This is a genomic window from Paenibacillus septentrionalis (assembly GCF_042659865.1).
GTDB classification, from domain to species: domain Bacteria; phylum Bacillota; class Bacilli; order Paenibacillales; family Paenibacillaceae; genus Pristimantibacillus; species Pristimantibacillus septentrionalis.
On the sequence record NZ_JBHSTE010000001.1, the window covers coordinates 485,731 to 501,173 of the forward strand.

Annotated in this window: 13 protein-coding genes; 1 reads left to right on the plus strand and 12 read right to left on the minus strand. The window is 44.1% G+C overall.

All coding sequences use genetic code 11. From position 1 onward, the window contains the following. Nucleotides 1-17: 17 nt before the first annotated feature. The 6 genes from aroE to ACFP56_RS02350 all read right to left on the minus strand — a co-directional run bounded on the left by aroE (nucleotide 18) and on the right by ACFP56_RS02350 (nucleotide 7,183). On the minus strand, nucleotides 18-890 hold the full coding sequence (gene aroE / locus ACFP56_RS02325) for a shikimate dehydrogenase (RefSeq protein WP_379230698.1): 873 nt from the start codon (nucleotides 888-890) through the stop codon (nucleotides 18-20). A gap of 27 nt (nucleotides 891-917) precedes the next feature. Further along, a complete protein-coding gene (gene yqeH, locus ACFP56_RS02330; RefSeq protein ID WP_379230700.1) occupies nucleotides 918-2,042 on the minus strand; it encodes a ribosome biogenesis GTPase YqeH in 1,125 nt (374 codons plus the stop codon). Nucleotides 2,043-2,047: 5 nt separating this feature from the next. Beyond that, nucleotides 2,048-2,566, minus strand: coding sequence for a YqeG family HAD IIIA-type phosphatase (locus ACFP56_RS02335; RefSeq protein ID WP_379230702.1), 519 nt, complete (start codon nucleotides 2,564-2,566; stop codon nucleotides 2,048-2,050). Nucleotides 2,567-2,738: 172 nt separating this feature from the next. Then, nucleotides 2,739-4,994 carry a DUF4129 domain-containing transglutaminase family protein gene (locus ACFP56_RS02340; RefSeq protein WP_379230704.1) on the minus strand — a complete coding sequence of 752 codons (2,256 nt, stop codon included), beginning with the start codon at nucleotides 4,992-4,994 and terminating at the stop codon, nucleotides 2,739-2,741. After that, nucleotides 4,994-6,211, minus strand: coding sequence for a DUF58 domain-containing protein (locus tag ACFP56_RS02345; protein ID WP_379230706.1), 1,218 nt, complete (start codon nucleotides 6,209-6,211; stop codon nucleotides 4,994-4,996). Before ACFP56_RS02345 ends, ACFP56_RS02340 begins: the two co-directional genes overlap by 1 nt. 15 nt (nucleotides 6,212-6,226) lie before the next feature. Continuing rightward, nucleotides 6,227-7,183 (minus strand): AAA family ATPase, encoded by a 957-nt coding sequence (locus ACFP56_RS02350; protein WP_379230708.1) that lies wholly within the window; start codon nucleotides 7,181-7,183, stop codon nucleotides 6,227-6,229. A gap of 251 nt (nucleotides 7,184-7,434) precedes the next feature. Between ACFP56_RS02350 and ACFP56_RS02355 the strand changes: the two genes are divergently transcribed. Then, nucleotides 7,435-8,535: a hypothetical protein gene (locus tag ACFP56_RS02355; protein ID WP_379230710.1), complete on the plus strand. Its 1,101-nt coding sequence runs from the start codon at nucleotides 7,435-7,437 to the stop codon at nucleotides 8,533-8,535. Between the two features lie 119 nt (nucleotides 8,536-8,654). Here ACFP56_RS02355 and spoVAE read toward each other — a convergent pair whose 3' ends face one another. The 6 genes from spoVAE to ACFP56_RS02385 all read right to left on the minus strand — a co-directional run bounded on the left by spoVAE (nucleotide 8,655) and on the right by ACFP56_RS02385 (nucleotide 15,442). Next, complete coding sequence (spoVAE, locus tag ACFP56_RS02360; protein ID WP_379231754.1) at nucleotides 8,655-9,005, minus strand: stage V sporulation protein AE; 351 nt, start codon at nucleotides 9,003-9,005, stop codon at nucleotides 8,655-8,657. A 3-nt stretch (nucleotides 9,006-9,008) separates the two neighbouring features. Continuing rightward, nucleotides 9,009-10,025, minus strand: a complete 1,017-nt coding sequence (spoVAD, locus tag ACFP56_RS02365; protein WP_379230712.1) for a stage V sporulation protein AD — start codon at nucleotides 10,023-10,025, stop codon at nucleotides 9,009-9,011. 1 nt (nucleotide 10,026) lies between these two features. After that, nucleotides 10,027-10,518, minus strand: coding sequence for a stage V sporulation protein AC (gene spoVAC, locus ACFP56_RS02370; protein ID WP_379230715.1), 492 nt, complete (start codon nucleotides 10,516-10,518; stop codon nucleotides 10,027-10,029). A 130-nt stretch (nucleotides 10,519-10,648) separates the two neighbouring features. Further along, nucleotides 10,649-12,673: a beta-galactosidase gene (locus tag ACFP56_RS02375; RefSeq protein WP_379230717.1), complete on the minus strand. Its 2,025-nt coding sequence runs from the start codon at nucleotides 12,671-12,673 to the stop codon at nucleotides 10,649-10,651. A 72-nt stretch (nucleotides 12,674-12,745) separates the two neighbouring features. Further along, nucleotides 12,746-14,440, minus strand: coding sequence for an ABC transporter substrate-binding protein (locus tag ACFP56_RS02380; protein WP_379230719.1), 1,695 nt, complete (start codon nucleotides 14,438-14,440; stop codon nucleotides 12,746-12,748). A 96-nt stretch (nucleotides 14,441-14,536) separates the two neighbouring features. Then, complete coding sequence (locus tag ACFP56_RS02385; RefSeq protein ID WP_379230721.1) at nucleotides 14,537-15,442, minus strand: carbohydrate ABC transporter permease; 906 nt, start codon at nucleotides 15,440-15,442, stop codon at nucleotides 14,537-14,539. Nucleotide 15,443: the final 1 nt, after the last annotated feature.

The window sequence follows — 15,443 nt, forward strand, 5'->3', positions numbered from 1 at the left end:
CCTTTAATCACATTCCATTATCGTTTTGCTAAAGCTTCCATAACCGCTTCTCGCATCGCTTGTACTGGTGCTTTTAACCCTGTCCAATATTCAAATGCGTATGCGCCCTGATATATAAACATTCCAAGACCGCCGTGCTTCATGCATCCGTGCTTTTCAGCATCTTCTACAAAGCGGGTATATAGCGGATTATAAATTAGATCGCTTGCAACAGCCCCTCGTTTTAGCCACGAGCCTAAAGCTGGCTGTTCCTCTTCATTCGGATACATACCGACAGATGTTGTATTAATGACAACATCTGCATCGGCGCATACAGATTGCAGCTGCTCCAGTCCACATACCTGTATAACACCGTTGTGTTGAAGAGAAGAAGCAAGCAGCTCTGCTTTATCTATTGAGCGATTCACTAATACAATACGAGCGGGCTTTTCTTTCAGCAGAGCATGAACAATTCCTCTAGCTGCCCCCCCTGCTCCAATGACAACAATCGCTGCGTGCTCCAGAGAGGCAATCGCCTCTTCCTTAAGGGAACGAACATAGCCAATTCCATCCGTATTATAGCCAATTAACCGACCATTGTCGTTCACGATTGTATTGACTGCTCCCAGTTCTTTTGCATCCTGATCAATAGCATCCAGATACTTCATTACATTGAGCTTATGCGGAATTGTAACATTTAATCCAGCAAGATGGCAGTCTCTTGCTTCCTTTATAAATGCTTCAAGCTGGTCTTCCTTTACTAGAAAAGCGCCATAGGCACTCTGTAATCCCAGCTCCTGAAAAGCCCGATTATGCATGAGTGGGGATTTCGATTGTGCAATCGGATCGCCGATGACACAAAACAACTGTTTCTTATCCCCTTGTTGCTCTCGCCACTTTGTAAGCTCCATTCGAACCTCTCCCAATTTATTCGCTATCTAAATCATGGAGTCGCGCTGCAGCACCTTAATTCCTTTTGGCGCATAAACATCGACCAGCGCGCCACTATCACGGTTGACTTGAATCCATCCCAAGCCTGAAATATAGATGTCGCTAAAGCTGCCGCGTTTAATGCGGATCGTGTGGCGCGTCCAGCCGGGAATTTCTTCAAGCTCTTCTAACGTAGGTCCACCCAGCAATTCCCCTTTATGCTCAGCATACAGCTCATCTGCACGCTCAAGCTTGGTACGATGTATATTCATTCCATTTGCCACATATAGCGTGAACGATTGGCGCTCGCCTTCCACAAAGTCAAACCGAGCAATGCTTCCAAAAAACAAGGTTTGTCCTTCATTAAGCTGATAAACTAGCGGCTTAATCGGCTTGTCAGGCAGCAAGGTTCCCAAGAAGGAACGCGGAACAATCTCCGTCATGCGACTGCTGTATACGATCCCTGGTGTATCTATTATCGCCTTACCATCATCAAGCGGAATACGCACCGCATCCAATGTCGTGCCAGGATAACGAGAGGTTGTCAATTCCTGCTCCAAATCACTATAATCATGTATCAAACGATTAATAAGCGTAGATTTGCCTACATTAGTTGCACCAACAACGTACACATCTCTTCCGTCCCGATGTTTTTCGATTTCTTCAATTACACGCTCAAAGCCGATATTGCGTTTTGCGCTGCATAGTACAACTTCAACCGTTCGGAGTCCTTCCTCCTTCGCCTGACGCTGCACCCAATTACGAATGCGATTCATGTTGATTGATTTTGGTAGCAAATCAACCTTATTAACAACAAGTAAAACAGGATTGTTACCAACGAAGCGCTGCAAACCAGAAATCATGCTGCCTTCAAAATCAAAAATATCAACAATATGCACCACTAACGATTGGGTATTGCCGATTCCGCTGAGCAAGCGCAAGAAATCATCCTGATCAAGCGCAACGGATGAAGCTTCATTATAATGCTTAATCCGAAAACAGCGCTGACAAATGAGCGGCTCTTTTTGCAGAGCTGATTCTGGCACAAAGCCTGGCAGCTCCTTTTTCTCAGTTTGGATGCTAACTCCGCACCCTGCACAGCTTAGCTGTTGCTTATCCTTTTCATGCTGCACGATAATTAATCCTCCTCTTTCCACAAGCCGCGTTTACGCAGCTTTGCAATCGCGATACGTTCCAATCTACGATTGATCCTCGTCATAACGCCTTCATCATTAGGTGATATTGGAGCAACAAGCACCGTATAAAGTCCCATGCGATTGCCGCCAAAAACATCAGTCATTAACTGATCACCGATCATCAATGTTTGATTCGCATTTAGCTGAAGCATCCCTAACGCCTTGCTGAACGCACGTTGCGCTGGCTTTCGTGCCGCATGAATATACGGCAAGCCTAATGGAGCAGCGAATGCCCCAACACGACTGTCGTTATTATTGGATACAATGACGACATCAAATCCTTTTTGCTTAACGGTTGCTAGCCACTTCACTAGCTCATCAGTAGCAAGCGGAGCCTTTGCTCCAACTAGCGTATTGTCCAAATCCGTAATAAGCCCTCGATATCCTTGAGCATACAGCTCGTCCAATGGGATATCATAAATCGAATTCACTCTTAATTTAGGTAGAAACACTTCAACCATTTAATGAACTCCTTCGCTTCTTGTATCTTACGAATATACCATAAATTCAATTCGTTGCAAAACAAGTAAAATCCCGTCCGCATGCTCTACATACACGGACGGGAATCAATGACGATGCATTCCTTCTATTGTATCACTATATATAATAGAAGAAATACGTGGAAAAGACTACTCATTTTTTGTTTTTCCATGACAGCTTTACTCGTTCTATTATGGCTCTTACTTTTTCAACATCTTGGGTTGTCATCTCATGCTTGCTATAGTTTGCAGCTTCAAAATAGGTAAGCAGCTGTTCGAGTTCCTGCTGCAAGGATGGATAATACTCCTTCCATGCTTGAAGCGTTTCACGCATAGTCGAGGTATCGCTTGATGGAAGTCCTAACCTCTTGCCCTTGCGCAGCAACTGATTGACTTCAAATATAATCAGTTGTTTATCCGAGTAAGCGTAATAGCGAAGCTTGCGCCAACGAATCTGTAATGTTAGGCGGTAGCGAATGACAATCGCTGCGATAATCACAATAAGCAATGCTGCGCAGCTCCACCAGATGATGCTTCTTTGCGTATCAGTTAAGTTCCAACCTCTTGCTGAAACCTGTTCCTCCACTTCAGTAGAATTTTCAGGCGTAAGAAGCTCATTTAATAGATCCTCTGCAGATTTAGCCTCATACTGTTGAGGAAGCGTGAATCCAGGCGTTGGCTCAAATGGAACCCAGCCATACCCTTCAAAATAAATTTCTACCCATGAATGGGCATCCGCATTGCGCACAGTATACGTTCCGCTAGTGTCTAACGAATTACCCATTTGCGATTCCATGAAAGGATTGTTCATATACATTTCTTCTACCACGTTCACACCCGCTGTATACCCGATTACCCAGCGAGCAGGCATGTCTAACGCTCTTGCCATGATGACCATAGACGTTGAAAAGTAATCACAATACCCCTCTTGCAGCTCAAACAAAAACTGGTCAACAAAATCATCAGAGCTGCCTATAATTCGGGATAAATCCGGCGAGTTCGTATACGAATAGTTCATTTTTAAGTACTGCTCAAGTAAAAGCGCGCGCTCATAATCATTCGTTCCCGATTCTGTGACTGTTCTTGCCAGCTCATGAACACGTTCAGGTACGGTTTCAGGAATTGTAACATAAGCTCTCGTTTCAGCTTGGTCGTTAACATTGTTCGATCCAAATGCAGCACGACTCTGCTTCAATCCGTCCTGATCAATAATAAGTGCACTGGATTGCAAGGTGTAGTGCGTAATTGGTAGAGACGTTTGCTCAGTAGGAGCGAGTAATGAAGCCGTTGTTTCATTCCATGAGTATCCGATAAGTGTCGAAGACGGATCCATCTCAAAAACATATTCCTCATTCTCGCTCTCGGAATACGTATATTGCAATTCACTGATCATACGAGGCAGGCCATTGCTAAATATGGCAGGCAGCCATTCATTCCGATGGACGGTTACCTGCTGTTCAATATCTGCGTATTTCGCTAGCGGTGCCTCAGTACTGGAGATCGCATCCATCAACCGTACCGGCTCAGGACTCCCTAAACTTCCATCAATCCAGCCCTTACCGTTATAGTAAGCTTTCGTCTCACCCTTAAGATATCCTTTTTGATTCGTTGTCACCGTTAAAACGGTAGAATAATCATAATTGAACCCGCCTCCCAGCTCTGAGCTGTCTCTGCTGTAGCCGGAGGTCGTGACGAGACTGGAGGGCGAAGACGCACCGTAGCCTGTATCTCCTAGAAAAGCTGGAACCGACTCTCCCCTGGACTTTTTCCATAATGCATAAGGGTCTTCAAGCAAAGGAGGTCCATGCGGCAAACTGATGCCGATCATCGTGATAATAGCCAATACCGCAGTAAACGGGACAAATAAGGACAGTGGCCGCTTCAAAAGATTGGTCATTGTTTTGTTATCTAACGAACGATAATGAATAAGCGTGTGCCATAACAAAAAGATAACGACTAGCACTACCACGTTAATCCATAGCTTGAGCGGTGAGAAAGAATCTCGAATCGTTATGGTCAGCAACCCAATTGCGAACACAAGCATGAGTCGGGATTTGCTGGTTGTGAAGCGTTCAACCAACATGAGCACAAGCACAACAGCCATCGTAATTTCAAGAAAAGGATGCAAAACAGGCAAACGCTCGATGAACCGCTCTACCGTCTCCGGCTGTCGATGCCAAGTTACGCAAAATGTCGTGATTACTGCAATGCACAAATCAAGCGGTATGCGCAGCATAAGATGACGTTTAGGAAACAGCAAATTCAAGAAGGCGATAATTGCAAGCGTCCAGTATACCGATCGGAACGTGTCCTTCCACCAATAATTTTGGAATACACTGATAATATCTACAATAAAAAGTACGGCTAGAAGTGAGATTAATCTTGATAAATGCTGCTTAGTTGCATCCACTAACCTTCACCTCCTGCAGCAGCGGACCAGTGCGTATCACTTGTCAGATCATAGAATGGTATGCCTGTATACACGAAGGCATTGGCAGCTGTGCTTCCCATTCCTTGATTGCGAGATAAAGCAGAACCGCTATAAAAAATGATCGGAGCGAAGCCTCGTTGCTTCAGCAACGTAGCCGCTGCGAGCATATCCTTTGATGCATCAGAGGTTATAAGCATAACTGTGCTTCCAAGCGGAAGTTCAAGTACAGCACGCTGCAGCAGCATGCTAAGCGGATGTTCGCTATCAGGCTCAACCGTCACAAGATGCTTCATTGATTGCCAGTAGCCAGTTGTTCCATGATAGCTGCTACTGCTCCATAGCTCCTTGCCTGGCGACAGCAGTGTGAACAGCTGCTGTTGCTGCATCCCGTACTGCAGCAACGAGGCACTAATCGAAACAAGTGCCTCAAAGGAATCATCCTCTTGATGGGCCGACTTACCAGGCACATATCGATCCAAAATAACAATCCCTTTTGGCATTGCCTCTTTTTCAAAATCTTTCGATTTCCATTGACCCGTTCGAGCAGTCGCATTCCAGTGAACACGGCTTAACCGATCCCCATGCACATAATCGCGTATGCCACTTTGCTGATTGCTCTCTTTTGCATATCGATCCATAGATTGCAAATGGAATTGTCCTTTTCTGCCGCTAAGCAGTTGCTCCCAGTTCACATCTTTCATAATGCGAGGGAGTACTTGAACCTGCGACTGCTGTTTTAGGGATCGCTTGTATTCCAATAAGCCAAATACATCATAGGTCGAACAATCTAACTGCTCAAAATGATAAATTCCACGTTTTACACCACGGATCTCATATGTCCATTCAACTTCTCCCAATAAATTAGGCGAAACCGTTCCCTTAAAGCGTCTTTTTTGACCATCATGCCTGGTCATCGAATCCTCCAAAACCATATAAGGCATTGGTATAAAGCTGCGTTGTTTAAGACCAATTGCCACTTTAATGGTTTGTCCCGCCATATACTGCTGATCATTGGTACCAAGTGATCGCGTGCCTTGCAGCTTCCTCATTCCAAGAATCTTCACGAGCAGCAAATAAAGCAACAGTGCGTTCAGGAAGCCAAAAAGCAGAATCGAGCTTCGACCTCCTTGAAACAGGTAAAAAAGCAGACTTGAGCAATAACAGGATATCAAGGCCAGCCATTTTGTTTTACGCATTACATCCCATCCCCTCTACCGAAGTACAGAGAGCGGAATTGGAGTTGTTTCCAGCAGCTGCGTCAAAACTTGTTCGGTCGTCACTCCTTGCATTCTCGCTTCCATGCTTGGAAGCACACGATGACCGATAATATGAGGAAATAGTGCTTTAACATCATCAGGAATGACAAACTCTCGCTGATTCAAAAATGCGCGAGCGCGTGCTGCTTTGGCCAACGATATTGATGAACGAGGACTAGCACCAAGACGCAAATGAATATGTCCTCTTGTCCCCTGGATGAGTGTTAATAGATAGGAAGCGACAGAATCATCTAAGTGAACAGCATCTACATATTGTCGAATGGAAATAAGCTGACTGATTTCAATACATGGGGAAATGTGATCTGAAGGGTGTATGCGATCTATATTTTGAATCATTGCCTGCTCGTCCTTAATCGAAGGATAACCAAGCGATAATTTCAACATAAAGCGGTCTAGCTGGGCCTCTGGCAACGAATATGTGCCTTCGAATTCGATCGGATTTTGCGTCGCCAGCAGGATAAACGGCTCTGGCAGCTTATAGCCTTCCCCATCAACCGTGACATAGCCTTCCTCCATCGCTTCAAGCAATGCGGATTGAGTTTTGGTCGTAGCTCGATTGATCTCATCGGCCAGTAATACATTGGTGTGTACAGGACCGCTGCGGAACACAAAGCGTTGCTCGGCAGGATGAAAAATAGATACACCTGTAATATCTGTCGGCAGTAAATCCGGGTTGCACTGAATTCTTCTAAATTGACCGCCCAAAACAGTAGCTAGCGACTTCACAAGCTGTGTTTTACCGGTGCCGGGCACATCTTCAAGCAATACATGTCCGCCAGCAAGGATTGCTATTAATAATCGCTCAATTTCACTTTCTTTTCCGAGAATGGCTGAGCATAGCTGCTGATACATTTGATTACAAGCCTGCATGGCAATTGAACGATTGTTCATAAGAAATTCCTCCTAATTCCTAATCATTTCAAGCATCTTCTTCTAGGCTGTTTATTTAATTATAGAGCAATTAATAAGCGAGATATATCAAAAACACGTTAAATCTTATTTCTTGTAAGACATTACAATTTCATTTGTTACTTTATCTAAATGCTTAAAGTTAGATCTCTTTAATTGGACGATGTACCGTTTGCGAATTAGGTAATATGATGTAATATTCCCCAAATTCGATTAGAAAGGTGTGTGAGCACTTGTCACATCTACGCTATTTTTTAACGGGCAATACAGCAGGAGGCTATCAAACTCTTATACCAGAGGCTTTGAAATCGATAAACAATGTATGCCTGGTCGATGGTCCTTATTTATCAGACAATAGCGAAATTATGGAGCGTATTTACGAGGCATTCCGTCAAGATGACGTTCAGCTTGAGCTTGTCCATCATCCCTCTGATCCCGAGCATCTTCAGGCTATCATCTTCCCCGATATTAACCTGGCGGTTCTAAGCTCTACTCCACCACATCGTATCTCGATTGATGACCATACTAGATCCATTACGACCCTTAATGTTTACGATTTCTATGATATCGCTAGTCTTAGTACACATCAATCAATAATTGACGCATGGACGCTTAAAATAACCGAGCTGCATCAAGAAGCATATCGCGGTTATGCAGAAGCATTAAACATACATGACGAGTGGGAAAAAATATATATTGAGCAAAGCAGCTTTGCTGCAGCAAATGCCTTTGCCCAGCAGCTTGCCAGCAAGCTGATTCCTGAAGAGCGATTGGGTCAGTCTGCATCGATCAAGACGCGCTTTCTGGGAGCGGCTACTCCGAAGGGTGCTGTAGACTTTATTCCAGAATTGACAGCAGGATTAAAACGATATTTAATCAAAGGCCGCCCTGGATCAGGTAAGTCCACCTTGCTTCGCAAGCTCGTTGCAAGAGGTCAAGAGCTGAATTATGATATCGAGGTTTATCAATGCGGTCTGGATCCTAACAGCTTGGACATGGTCATTTGTCGTGAGCTGGGCTTTGCGATATTTGACAGCACCGCTCCGCATGAATACGAGCCTACGCTAGACAATGACGAAATCATCGATATGTATGAAATTTCAATTGCACCTGATACAGATGAACGATTCAGCAAGGAGCTGGCTGAGGTAGCGAGCCGATATCGCGAGCAGATGAAGCGCAGCAATCAAGCACTTGCTCAGGCAGCCGAGCTTGAAGAAAAGCGATCAGCCTTAACGAAGGCAGCATTGAATGTAGAGCGTTTAAAGCAGGTTGAGCAAATTTTAATTCATAGCATCGCTACCCTAGCCGAGCGACATCACAACAATAAATAGCTGTAGTTAACAACACAAACAGGCCAATCAGTTCGAGATTGGCCTGTTTACGTTGTTGTATTTATGCTGTTATCTTGTTTGCTGTAACTTATACGTTCTGAAAATTGCTTTTATGGCGCTTACCCTTTCGGTCGAACGAACAGCGCTGCTAAAAACGAAAAGATAATCGCTGATGATATCCCCGAGCTCGTAAGCTTAAATATTCCTGAAATTACTCCAATCCAGCCTGTCTCATAAAGCTCCGTTAACGCGCCGTGCACGAGTTGGTTACCGAAGCTGGTAATTGGCACAGTTGCGCCTGCTCCAGCAAACTCAACAAGCGGTTCATACCAGCCAAATCCATCGACAATTGCCCCAGCTACTACGAGAATTGACATGGTATGGCCAGGAGTAAGCTTGGCTACATCAAACATTAACTGACCAATCATGCAGATTAATCCGCCTATGACAAATGCCCACACATAGATCATCATCTACTCCACCCCCTTGCCTTTTAATGCAACGGCATGAGCAATACAAGGCGCACTTTCCCCTTGCTGATAGGATACAGGAGAAAGCAATGCACCTGTAGCAACAACTAGTACTCTACGCAAATGACCTTTATTTAATTCATCAACGATATGACCATATGTTACAACTGCTGAGCAGCCTGCTCCGCTTCCACCAGCCTGGAACGTATTCTGATCATTATTGTAAATCATTAGACCACAATCATTAAACTGCGTGGAGTCGATAGGAACCTGCTCTTTTTTCAGCAAATCTGTAGCGATAGGGTGCCCCACACTTGCCAAGTCTCCGGTTACAATCAGATCATAATCACTTGGCTTGCGGTTCATATCGTTAAGATGCGCGATAATCGTATCCACGGCCGCTGGCGCCATTGCCGCCCCCATATTAAAAGGATCCGTAATACCCAGATCAATTACTTTACCAATCGTCGCCGCTTCAATAGCTGGTCCATCCCCATCAAGCGCAACAACCGCAGCACCTGCACCCGTAATTGTATACTGGGCGGTTGGTGGTTTTTGTGCACCATATTCCGTCGGATAGCGAAATTGTTTCTCGGCAGTACAATTGTGACTGCTCGTTGCAGCCATGCCCTTTTTAACGGCTCCAGTACTTACCAGCTGTGCAACAATCGCTAGCGATTCCATTGAAGTGGAGCAGGCGCCAAACACACCTAAGTAAGGTACAGCTAATTCTCTTGCAACGAAGTTATTTGTAATAATTTGATTAAGTAGATCTCCACCAACATAAATTTGCAAATCTGTATTGGTTAGATTTTTTTTGGAGAGGGCAAGCGAAGTTGCTTCGGAAAGTAATTGACGTTCAGCCTTTTCCCATGATTTTTGATTAATATCCAGTGAATCATAGCATTTGTCAAATGTATCTTTTAGCGGTCCTTTTGCCTCATCCGGGCCGACAATCGTTGCTGTACTAATAATATGAGGCTGTCTATCGAATTTCCATGTTTGTTGACCCGCAAGCATGTCAATGTCCCCCTATTCCAAGCACAATGTAGGCAATCCCTACAAAGAAAGCAGCAACGGTACCGAATACGATAACTGAACCGGCAAGCTTAAACATATTGCTGCCGACACCTAAAACAAGACCTTCACTGCGATGTTCGATAGCCGCTGAGCACACGGAGTTCGCAAACCCTGTAACCGGAACGGCGGAGCCTGCGCCAGCAAATTGGGCAAACTTGTCATATACCCCGCAAGCAGTCAAAATAACAGCGATCAAAATTAAGGTTGCAACAGTCGGGTTAGCGGCTTGCTCCTTTGACATGTGGAAAAAATGCATATAAAGCTCTGTAATTCCTTGCCCAATGCAGCATATCGCACCTCCAATTAAAAAAGACACAATACAGTTTTTGAGCAGGCTTCGCTTAGGTTCTTTGGTCTTAGCAAAATTTTGATACTCTTGCGCACTTAAGCTGGACTTTGAGTATTTTGTTGGTTGACGTTTTTGTTTACTCATTAATTAACCTCCTTACTTTACTCTTATTGTTTACCACTTAAAAAAAAGTATGTAAAAAAAGATGCTGTCCCATCAGTTGGGAACAGCATCTAAATAAAGAGGTTATTTCCTTTTGCGTACAGCTATAGCATTAATGCTTAACGATCATGACGCCTTTGGCTGCCAATATATGCTTGCCGCTAACTTCCTGATCCGTAAGTAAATCTGTACCTGCAAGGTTTCCTAAGTCCACCTCGGTTGCATCAGCATTATGATTCAAAACGAACAAATAACGATGTTCACCTTTCACGCGTTCAGTAACTTCAATTCCTTGTACGGGTGAAACAAGCGGTCGAATGCCTTGCTCATCAACGATTCTCTTAATCAGGTCTGATAAAAACGCTTCATCACCATTCGTAGCGACATACCACGCCTTTCCTTTACCGAATGCATGACGTGTTAGTGCAGGCATTCCTTTATAGAAATCAGTGCCGTATGTCGCAAGCACTTCTGCTCCTTCACTATGAATAAGATCACACAAAGTATTGCAGGAATATGTTCCGTTCAATTCTCCATACGTTGCATTCATTACAATTTCATTACTCTGCGACGGTAGCAGGGCATCAATTTCTTCAGCCCAAATGCCGAGAACGTTGCGCAGCTTTCCAGGATAACCACCTGTTGTCACGATATCATTCTCATTGACAATTCCGCTGAAAAATGTCGTAATGAACGTGCCGCCATCAGCAACAAATTGTTCAACCTTTTCCGCAAAGCCAGGCTTCACCATATACATGACGGGCGCTACGACAATTTCATATTGATCAAATTGTTCCTCCACACTGATCATATCCGCTTGAATATTGTGCTTGAAGAACGCATCATAATAACGATGTACTTGCTCGACGTATTTCAGATCTATCGTAGGTCCGCTTGTAAGATCAAGTGCCCAACGATTTTCCCAATCGAATACGATACCGACTTTCGATTGATGACGAGAATCAAGCAGCTCGTCGCCAAGCTTGACCAGCTCTGCCCCTAGCTCTGCGCACTCACGAAAAACGCGCGTATGCTCATGGCCAACATGCTCGATAACTGCCCCATGATACTTCTCACATGCTCCAATCGATCTGCGAAGCTGAAAGAACATGACGGTATCTGCACCGTGTGCCACTGCCTGATAGCTCCACAATCTCATGACGCCTGGACGTTTCAATGAATTATAAGGCTGCCAGTTTTGCTGACTTGGCGTTTGCTCCATCAGCATGAATGGCTTGCCGCTTTTTAACCCGCGCATTAGCGCGTGAGACATCGCCGTATAGCTAATCGGGGTATCTAATGAAGGATAGTTGTCCCATGATACGACATCCATCGCTTGTCCCCATTTAAAATAATCAAGCTCAGGATACGTACCCATCAGATTCGTTGTAATCTGTACGTCTTTTGAATATTTGCGAATCGCATCATACTCCAATTTGAAGCAATCAAGCAGGCTATCAGATTGGAATCGGCGATAATCAAGAGAAATGGTTTGAAAGTTCGTACGGTTCCCTGCCCACTCTTCACTTAGTGCATTAGGAGGTACAATTTCCGCCCAGTCATAGAAGGTATGTCCCCAGAACGCTGTGTACCAAGCCTGATTCAACGCTTCAATCGTGTTGTAGCGCTGCTTAAGCCAGCCACGAAACGCTTCTGCACAGTTATCACAATAGCAATAACCGCCATACTCGTTGGAAATATGCCATACAACCAATCCTTCATGCTTGGCGTAACGCTCGGCAAGTCGAGATGCCAGCTCCGCTGCGTACTTACGATAGGTCGGACTGTTTGGACAAGAATTGTGTCTTCCGCCAAACTTGCGCTTGCGACCTTCATAATCGACACGAGTTACATCTGGATAGCGATGCGCCATCCATGCTGGATGCGCACCCGTGCTTGTTGCAAGACAGATATAAATGTTGTCCTTCGTCAAGCGCTCGATAATCGCATCAAGACCTGAAAAATCATAGCTGTCCTCAGATGGCTGGATCAACGCCCACGAGAACACATTTACTGTCGCAATATCGATATTCGCAAGCTTGAACATGCGAATATCCTCTTCCATCGTTGCCGCATTCCATTGCTCCGGATTGTAATCGCCACCATACCACATCTTAGGCAATTTCTCATTAATCATAACCAGATCATCTCTCCCCTGCTTAATACAGCGAAGAGCCCATCGCTGGGCTCTTGCCTAAACCTTTATTGTTTATTTGCTCCACATATCAACACGTTTTTTGATTAGCTCTGAGTACTCTGCGTTCATCTTAGCTACGTTGATTTTATCAAGCTCAGCCATAAACTCATCGTAAATCTTATCAAAATCAGCTGGATCAGCAAGAATGGCTTGTGGAATGTATTTCTTCATTACGTCTTGTGATTTTTGAAAAATTACGTTTGCGTCAGATGCAGTGTCAAAATTGATTGTCCAACCTGCACCATACGCACGCTCTTCGAACTCATCATCAGCCGGCCAGAAATCTTTGTACACCGTTTTACCGTATGCAGCAAGTGTTTTCTTATCAGCTTCCGTATATTGAGCAATAATTTGCTCCGGGAAGTTCGTTGTGTAGTAGTTGCCTGTAGAATCCAACACACCATCACCATAACGTGCGGACATAAAGTAGTTGCCGATACCTGTTTGTTTTTTGAATGTGTTATTATCATTTACTTTCTGTTCCAAAACCTCAGGAATAATGACGCGTTTGCCGTTCTCATCAACTGTATAGTGTTGACCCTCGATACCCCAGTTTACAAGAATTTGACCTTCATCAGAAGCTAGGTAATCTAGGAATTTAATGATACGTACTGGATCCTTCGCATCAATCGTAATACCAATACCGTAGCTTGCTAGGTAACCAGTACCCATGAATGATGCTTCTTTATAGGTTTCATCAAGTGTTACAGGGAAATTTGCGTAGGTTTCATTGAATTTGCCTTGAGCTTTCAATGCATTTTCAGCTTCCGCATAATCCCAATCCTGATCAATGATGCCTAATACGCGACCAGAAGCAATTTTTGATTTGTATTGATCGTATTTTTGAACAAAAGACTCTTTGTCAAGCAAGCCGATGTTGTTCATATGGTTCAACCAACGGAAGTACTCTCTCTCTTCTGGACGTTGGTAATGCATCACAACTTCATAATTTTCTTGGTTAACGTAGAATTCACCATCATCAGGTGCACCAGTTGCATAAAATGCTGGATTCGTTACAGAGATTAGAATTTGCCATTCGCCACCGTTCAGAGAAAGACCGATGCGAGGCTGCCCGTCCTCTGTAGTAGGATTTTGCTCAAGATATGTTTTAATCGCGTTTTCATAATCTTTAACCGTTTTAATCTCAGGGTAGCCTAGCTCTTCAAGCACTTGGTGCTGAATTTGGAAACCGCCGCCAGCATCAAAATATGTTTGACCTACGCCATCAAGCGGCAATGTGTAGATGGAATCGTCTTCAGCGCTATACACAAGACGATTTAGGTACTCACCATATACTTTCATAATGTTTGGCGCATGCTCTTCAAGTAATGGACGAAGATCGATCAACGCCTCTGCATCAACCAGCTTGTTTACGTTACCCTTTGGCATAACAATATCCGGATACTCATCACTTGCTACCATAAGTGCGAACATATCAGCATCAGAACCGCCCACCGGGAACTCTTGCTCAATGGTAATGCCAGTTTTCTCTTTAATGACTTTACCAATATCACTTTGCATATTGTCCCATTGCGGGTTAGCATCACCGGATGCAAGACGAATTGTCATCGGCTCAAGACTAGCTTCTTCACCAGTATTGCCGTCAGAATTTGATGATCCGGCATTATTGCTGTTGTTGCCGCAAGCTGCCAAGAACAACATCGTCATCACGAGCAGCAAGCTTAAACTCAATTTCACTTTCTTCATGATAGTGCCTCCCTTTTTCTTTGTGCTTGTATATTATGAGATGCTCAGCATAACGTCAAGCATCACAGTAATATCGTATTGATTAATTGATTTACGTTAGCTTTTAACAGCTCCAAGTGTCATTCCTTTAACGAAATACTTTTGAAGAAATGGATAAATCAACAGGATCGGAACAGTTACTACGATAGTAATCGCCATTTTAATCGACTCAGGAGAAACGGATGCAATCGCTTGCTGTGCATTCTGATCGCGGTAGTTCGTCCCCGAAGTGGTCGACTGCAGCACCTTCATTAGCTCGTATTGCAGCGTGGTAAACTGCGGCTTCTGGTTGTTATATAGATACGTATCAAACCAAGCATTCCAGTGGCCTACTGCTATAAATAATGCAATCGTTGCAAGTACAGGTGTACATAGCGGCAAGATGACCTTCCAAAAAATAACGAAGTCATTCGCGCCATCTAGTTTAGCGGATTCTTGCAGCGCTATCGGCAAGCCGTCAATATATGAACGAACAATAAATACATTCCAAACACTTAGCAATGCCGGCAAAATGTAGATTTCAAATGTACCAATTAGCCCAAGTTGACGCATAAGCATGTACACAGGAATCATACCGCCTGAGAAATACATCGTCATCGCGAAAAGTGGCGACATCCATTTTCGTGCTTGGAAATCAATACGACTAAGTGTGTAAGCGAGCATGGAAGCTGTCAGCACTCCGATTACCGTTCCTAGTACCGTACGTAGAACTGTATTGCGCAAGCCGACTAACAATGTGTCATAAGCAAATATTGTTTTGTAATTTTCAAGCGTAAACTCTCTTGGATATATTGAGATGCCTCCGCGAACGGTATCAACGGAATCGTTAAACGAAATTGCCAGAACGTTCAAGAACGGATATAGCGTAACGATCCCGACAGCTATCATAAATATGATGTTGAACGTATCAAACGCCTTATCACTCAACGTACGCTGATTCAATAAACCTTTTTGTGTCCCCATC

Coding starts and splice junctions, on each gene's coding strand:
- aroE (WP_379230698.1), bottom strand. CDS start 890: ATGGAGCTTACAAAGTGGCGAGAGCAACAAGGGGATAAGAAACAGTTG.
- ACFP56_RS02335 (WP_379230702.1), bottom strand. CDS start 2,566: ATGGTTGAAGTGTTTCTACCTAAATTAAGAGTGAATTCGATTTATGAT.
- ACFP56_RS02345 (WP_379230706.1), bottom strand. CDS start 6,211: ATGCGTAAAACAAAATGGCTGGCCTTGATATCCTGTTATTGCTCAAGT.
- ACFP56_RS02350 (WP_379230708.1), bottom strand. CDS start 7,183: ATGAACAATCGTTCAATTGCCATGCAGGCTTGTAATCAAATGTATCAG.
- spoVAE (WP_379231754.1), bottom strand. CDS start 9,005: ATGATCTATGTGTGGGCATTTGTCATAGGCGGATTAATCTGCATGATT.
- spoVAD (WP_379230712.1), bottom strand. CDS start 10,025: ATGCTTGCGGGTCAACAAACATGGAAATTCGATAGACAGCCTCATATT.
- spoVAC (WP_379230715.1), bottom strand. CDS start 10,518: ATGAGTAAACAAAAACGTCAACCAACAAAATACTCAAAGTCCAGCTTA.
- ACFP56_RS02375 (WP_379230717.1), bottom strand. CDS start 12,673: ATGATTAATGAGAAATTGCCTAAGATGTGGTATGGTGGCGATTACAAT.
- ACFP56_RS02380 (WP_379230719.1), bottom strand. CDS start 14,440: ATGAAGAAAGTGAAATTGAGTTTAAGCTTGCTGCTCGTGATGACGATG.
- ACFP56_RS02385 (WP_379230721.1), bottom strand. CDS start 15,442: ATGGGGACACAAAAAGGTTTATTGAATCAGCGTACGTTGAGTGATAAG.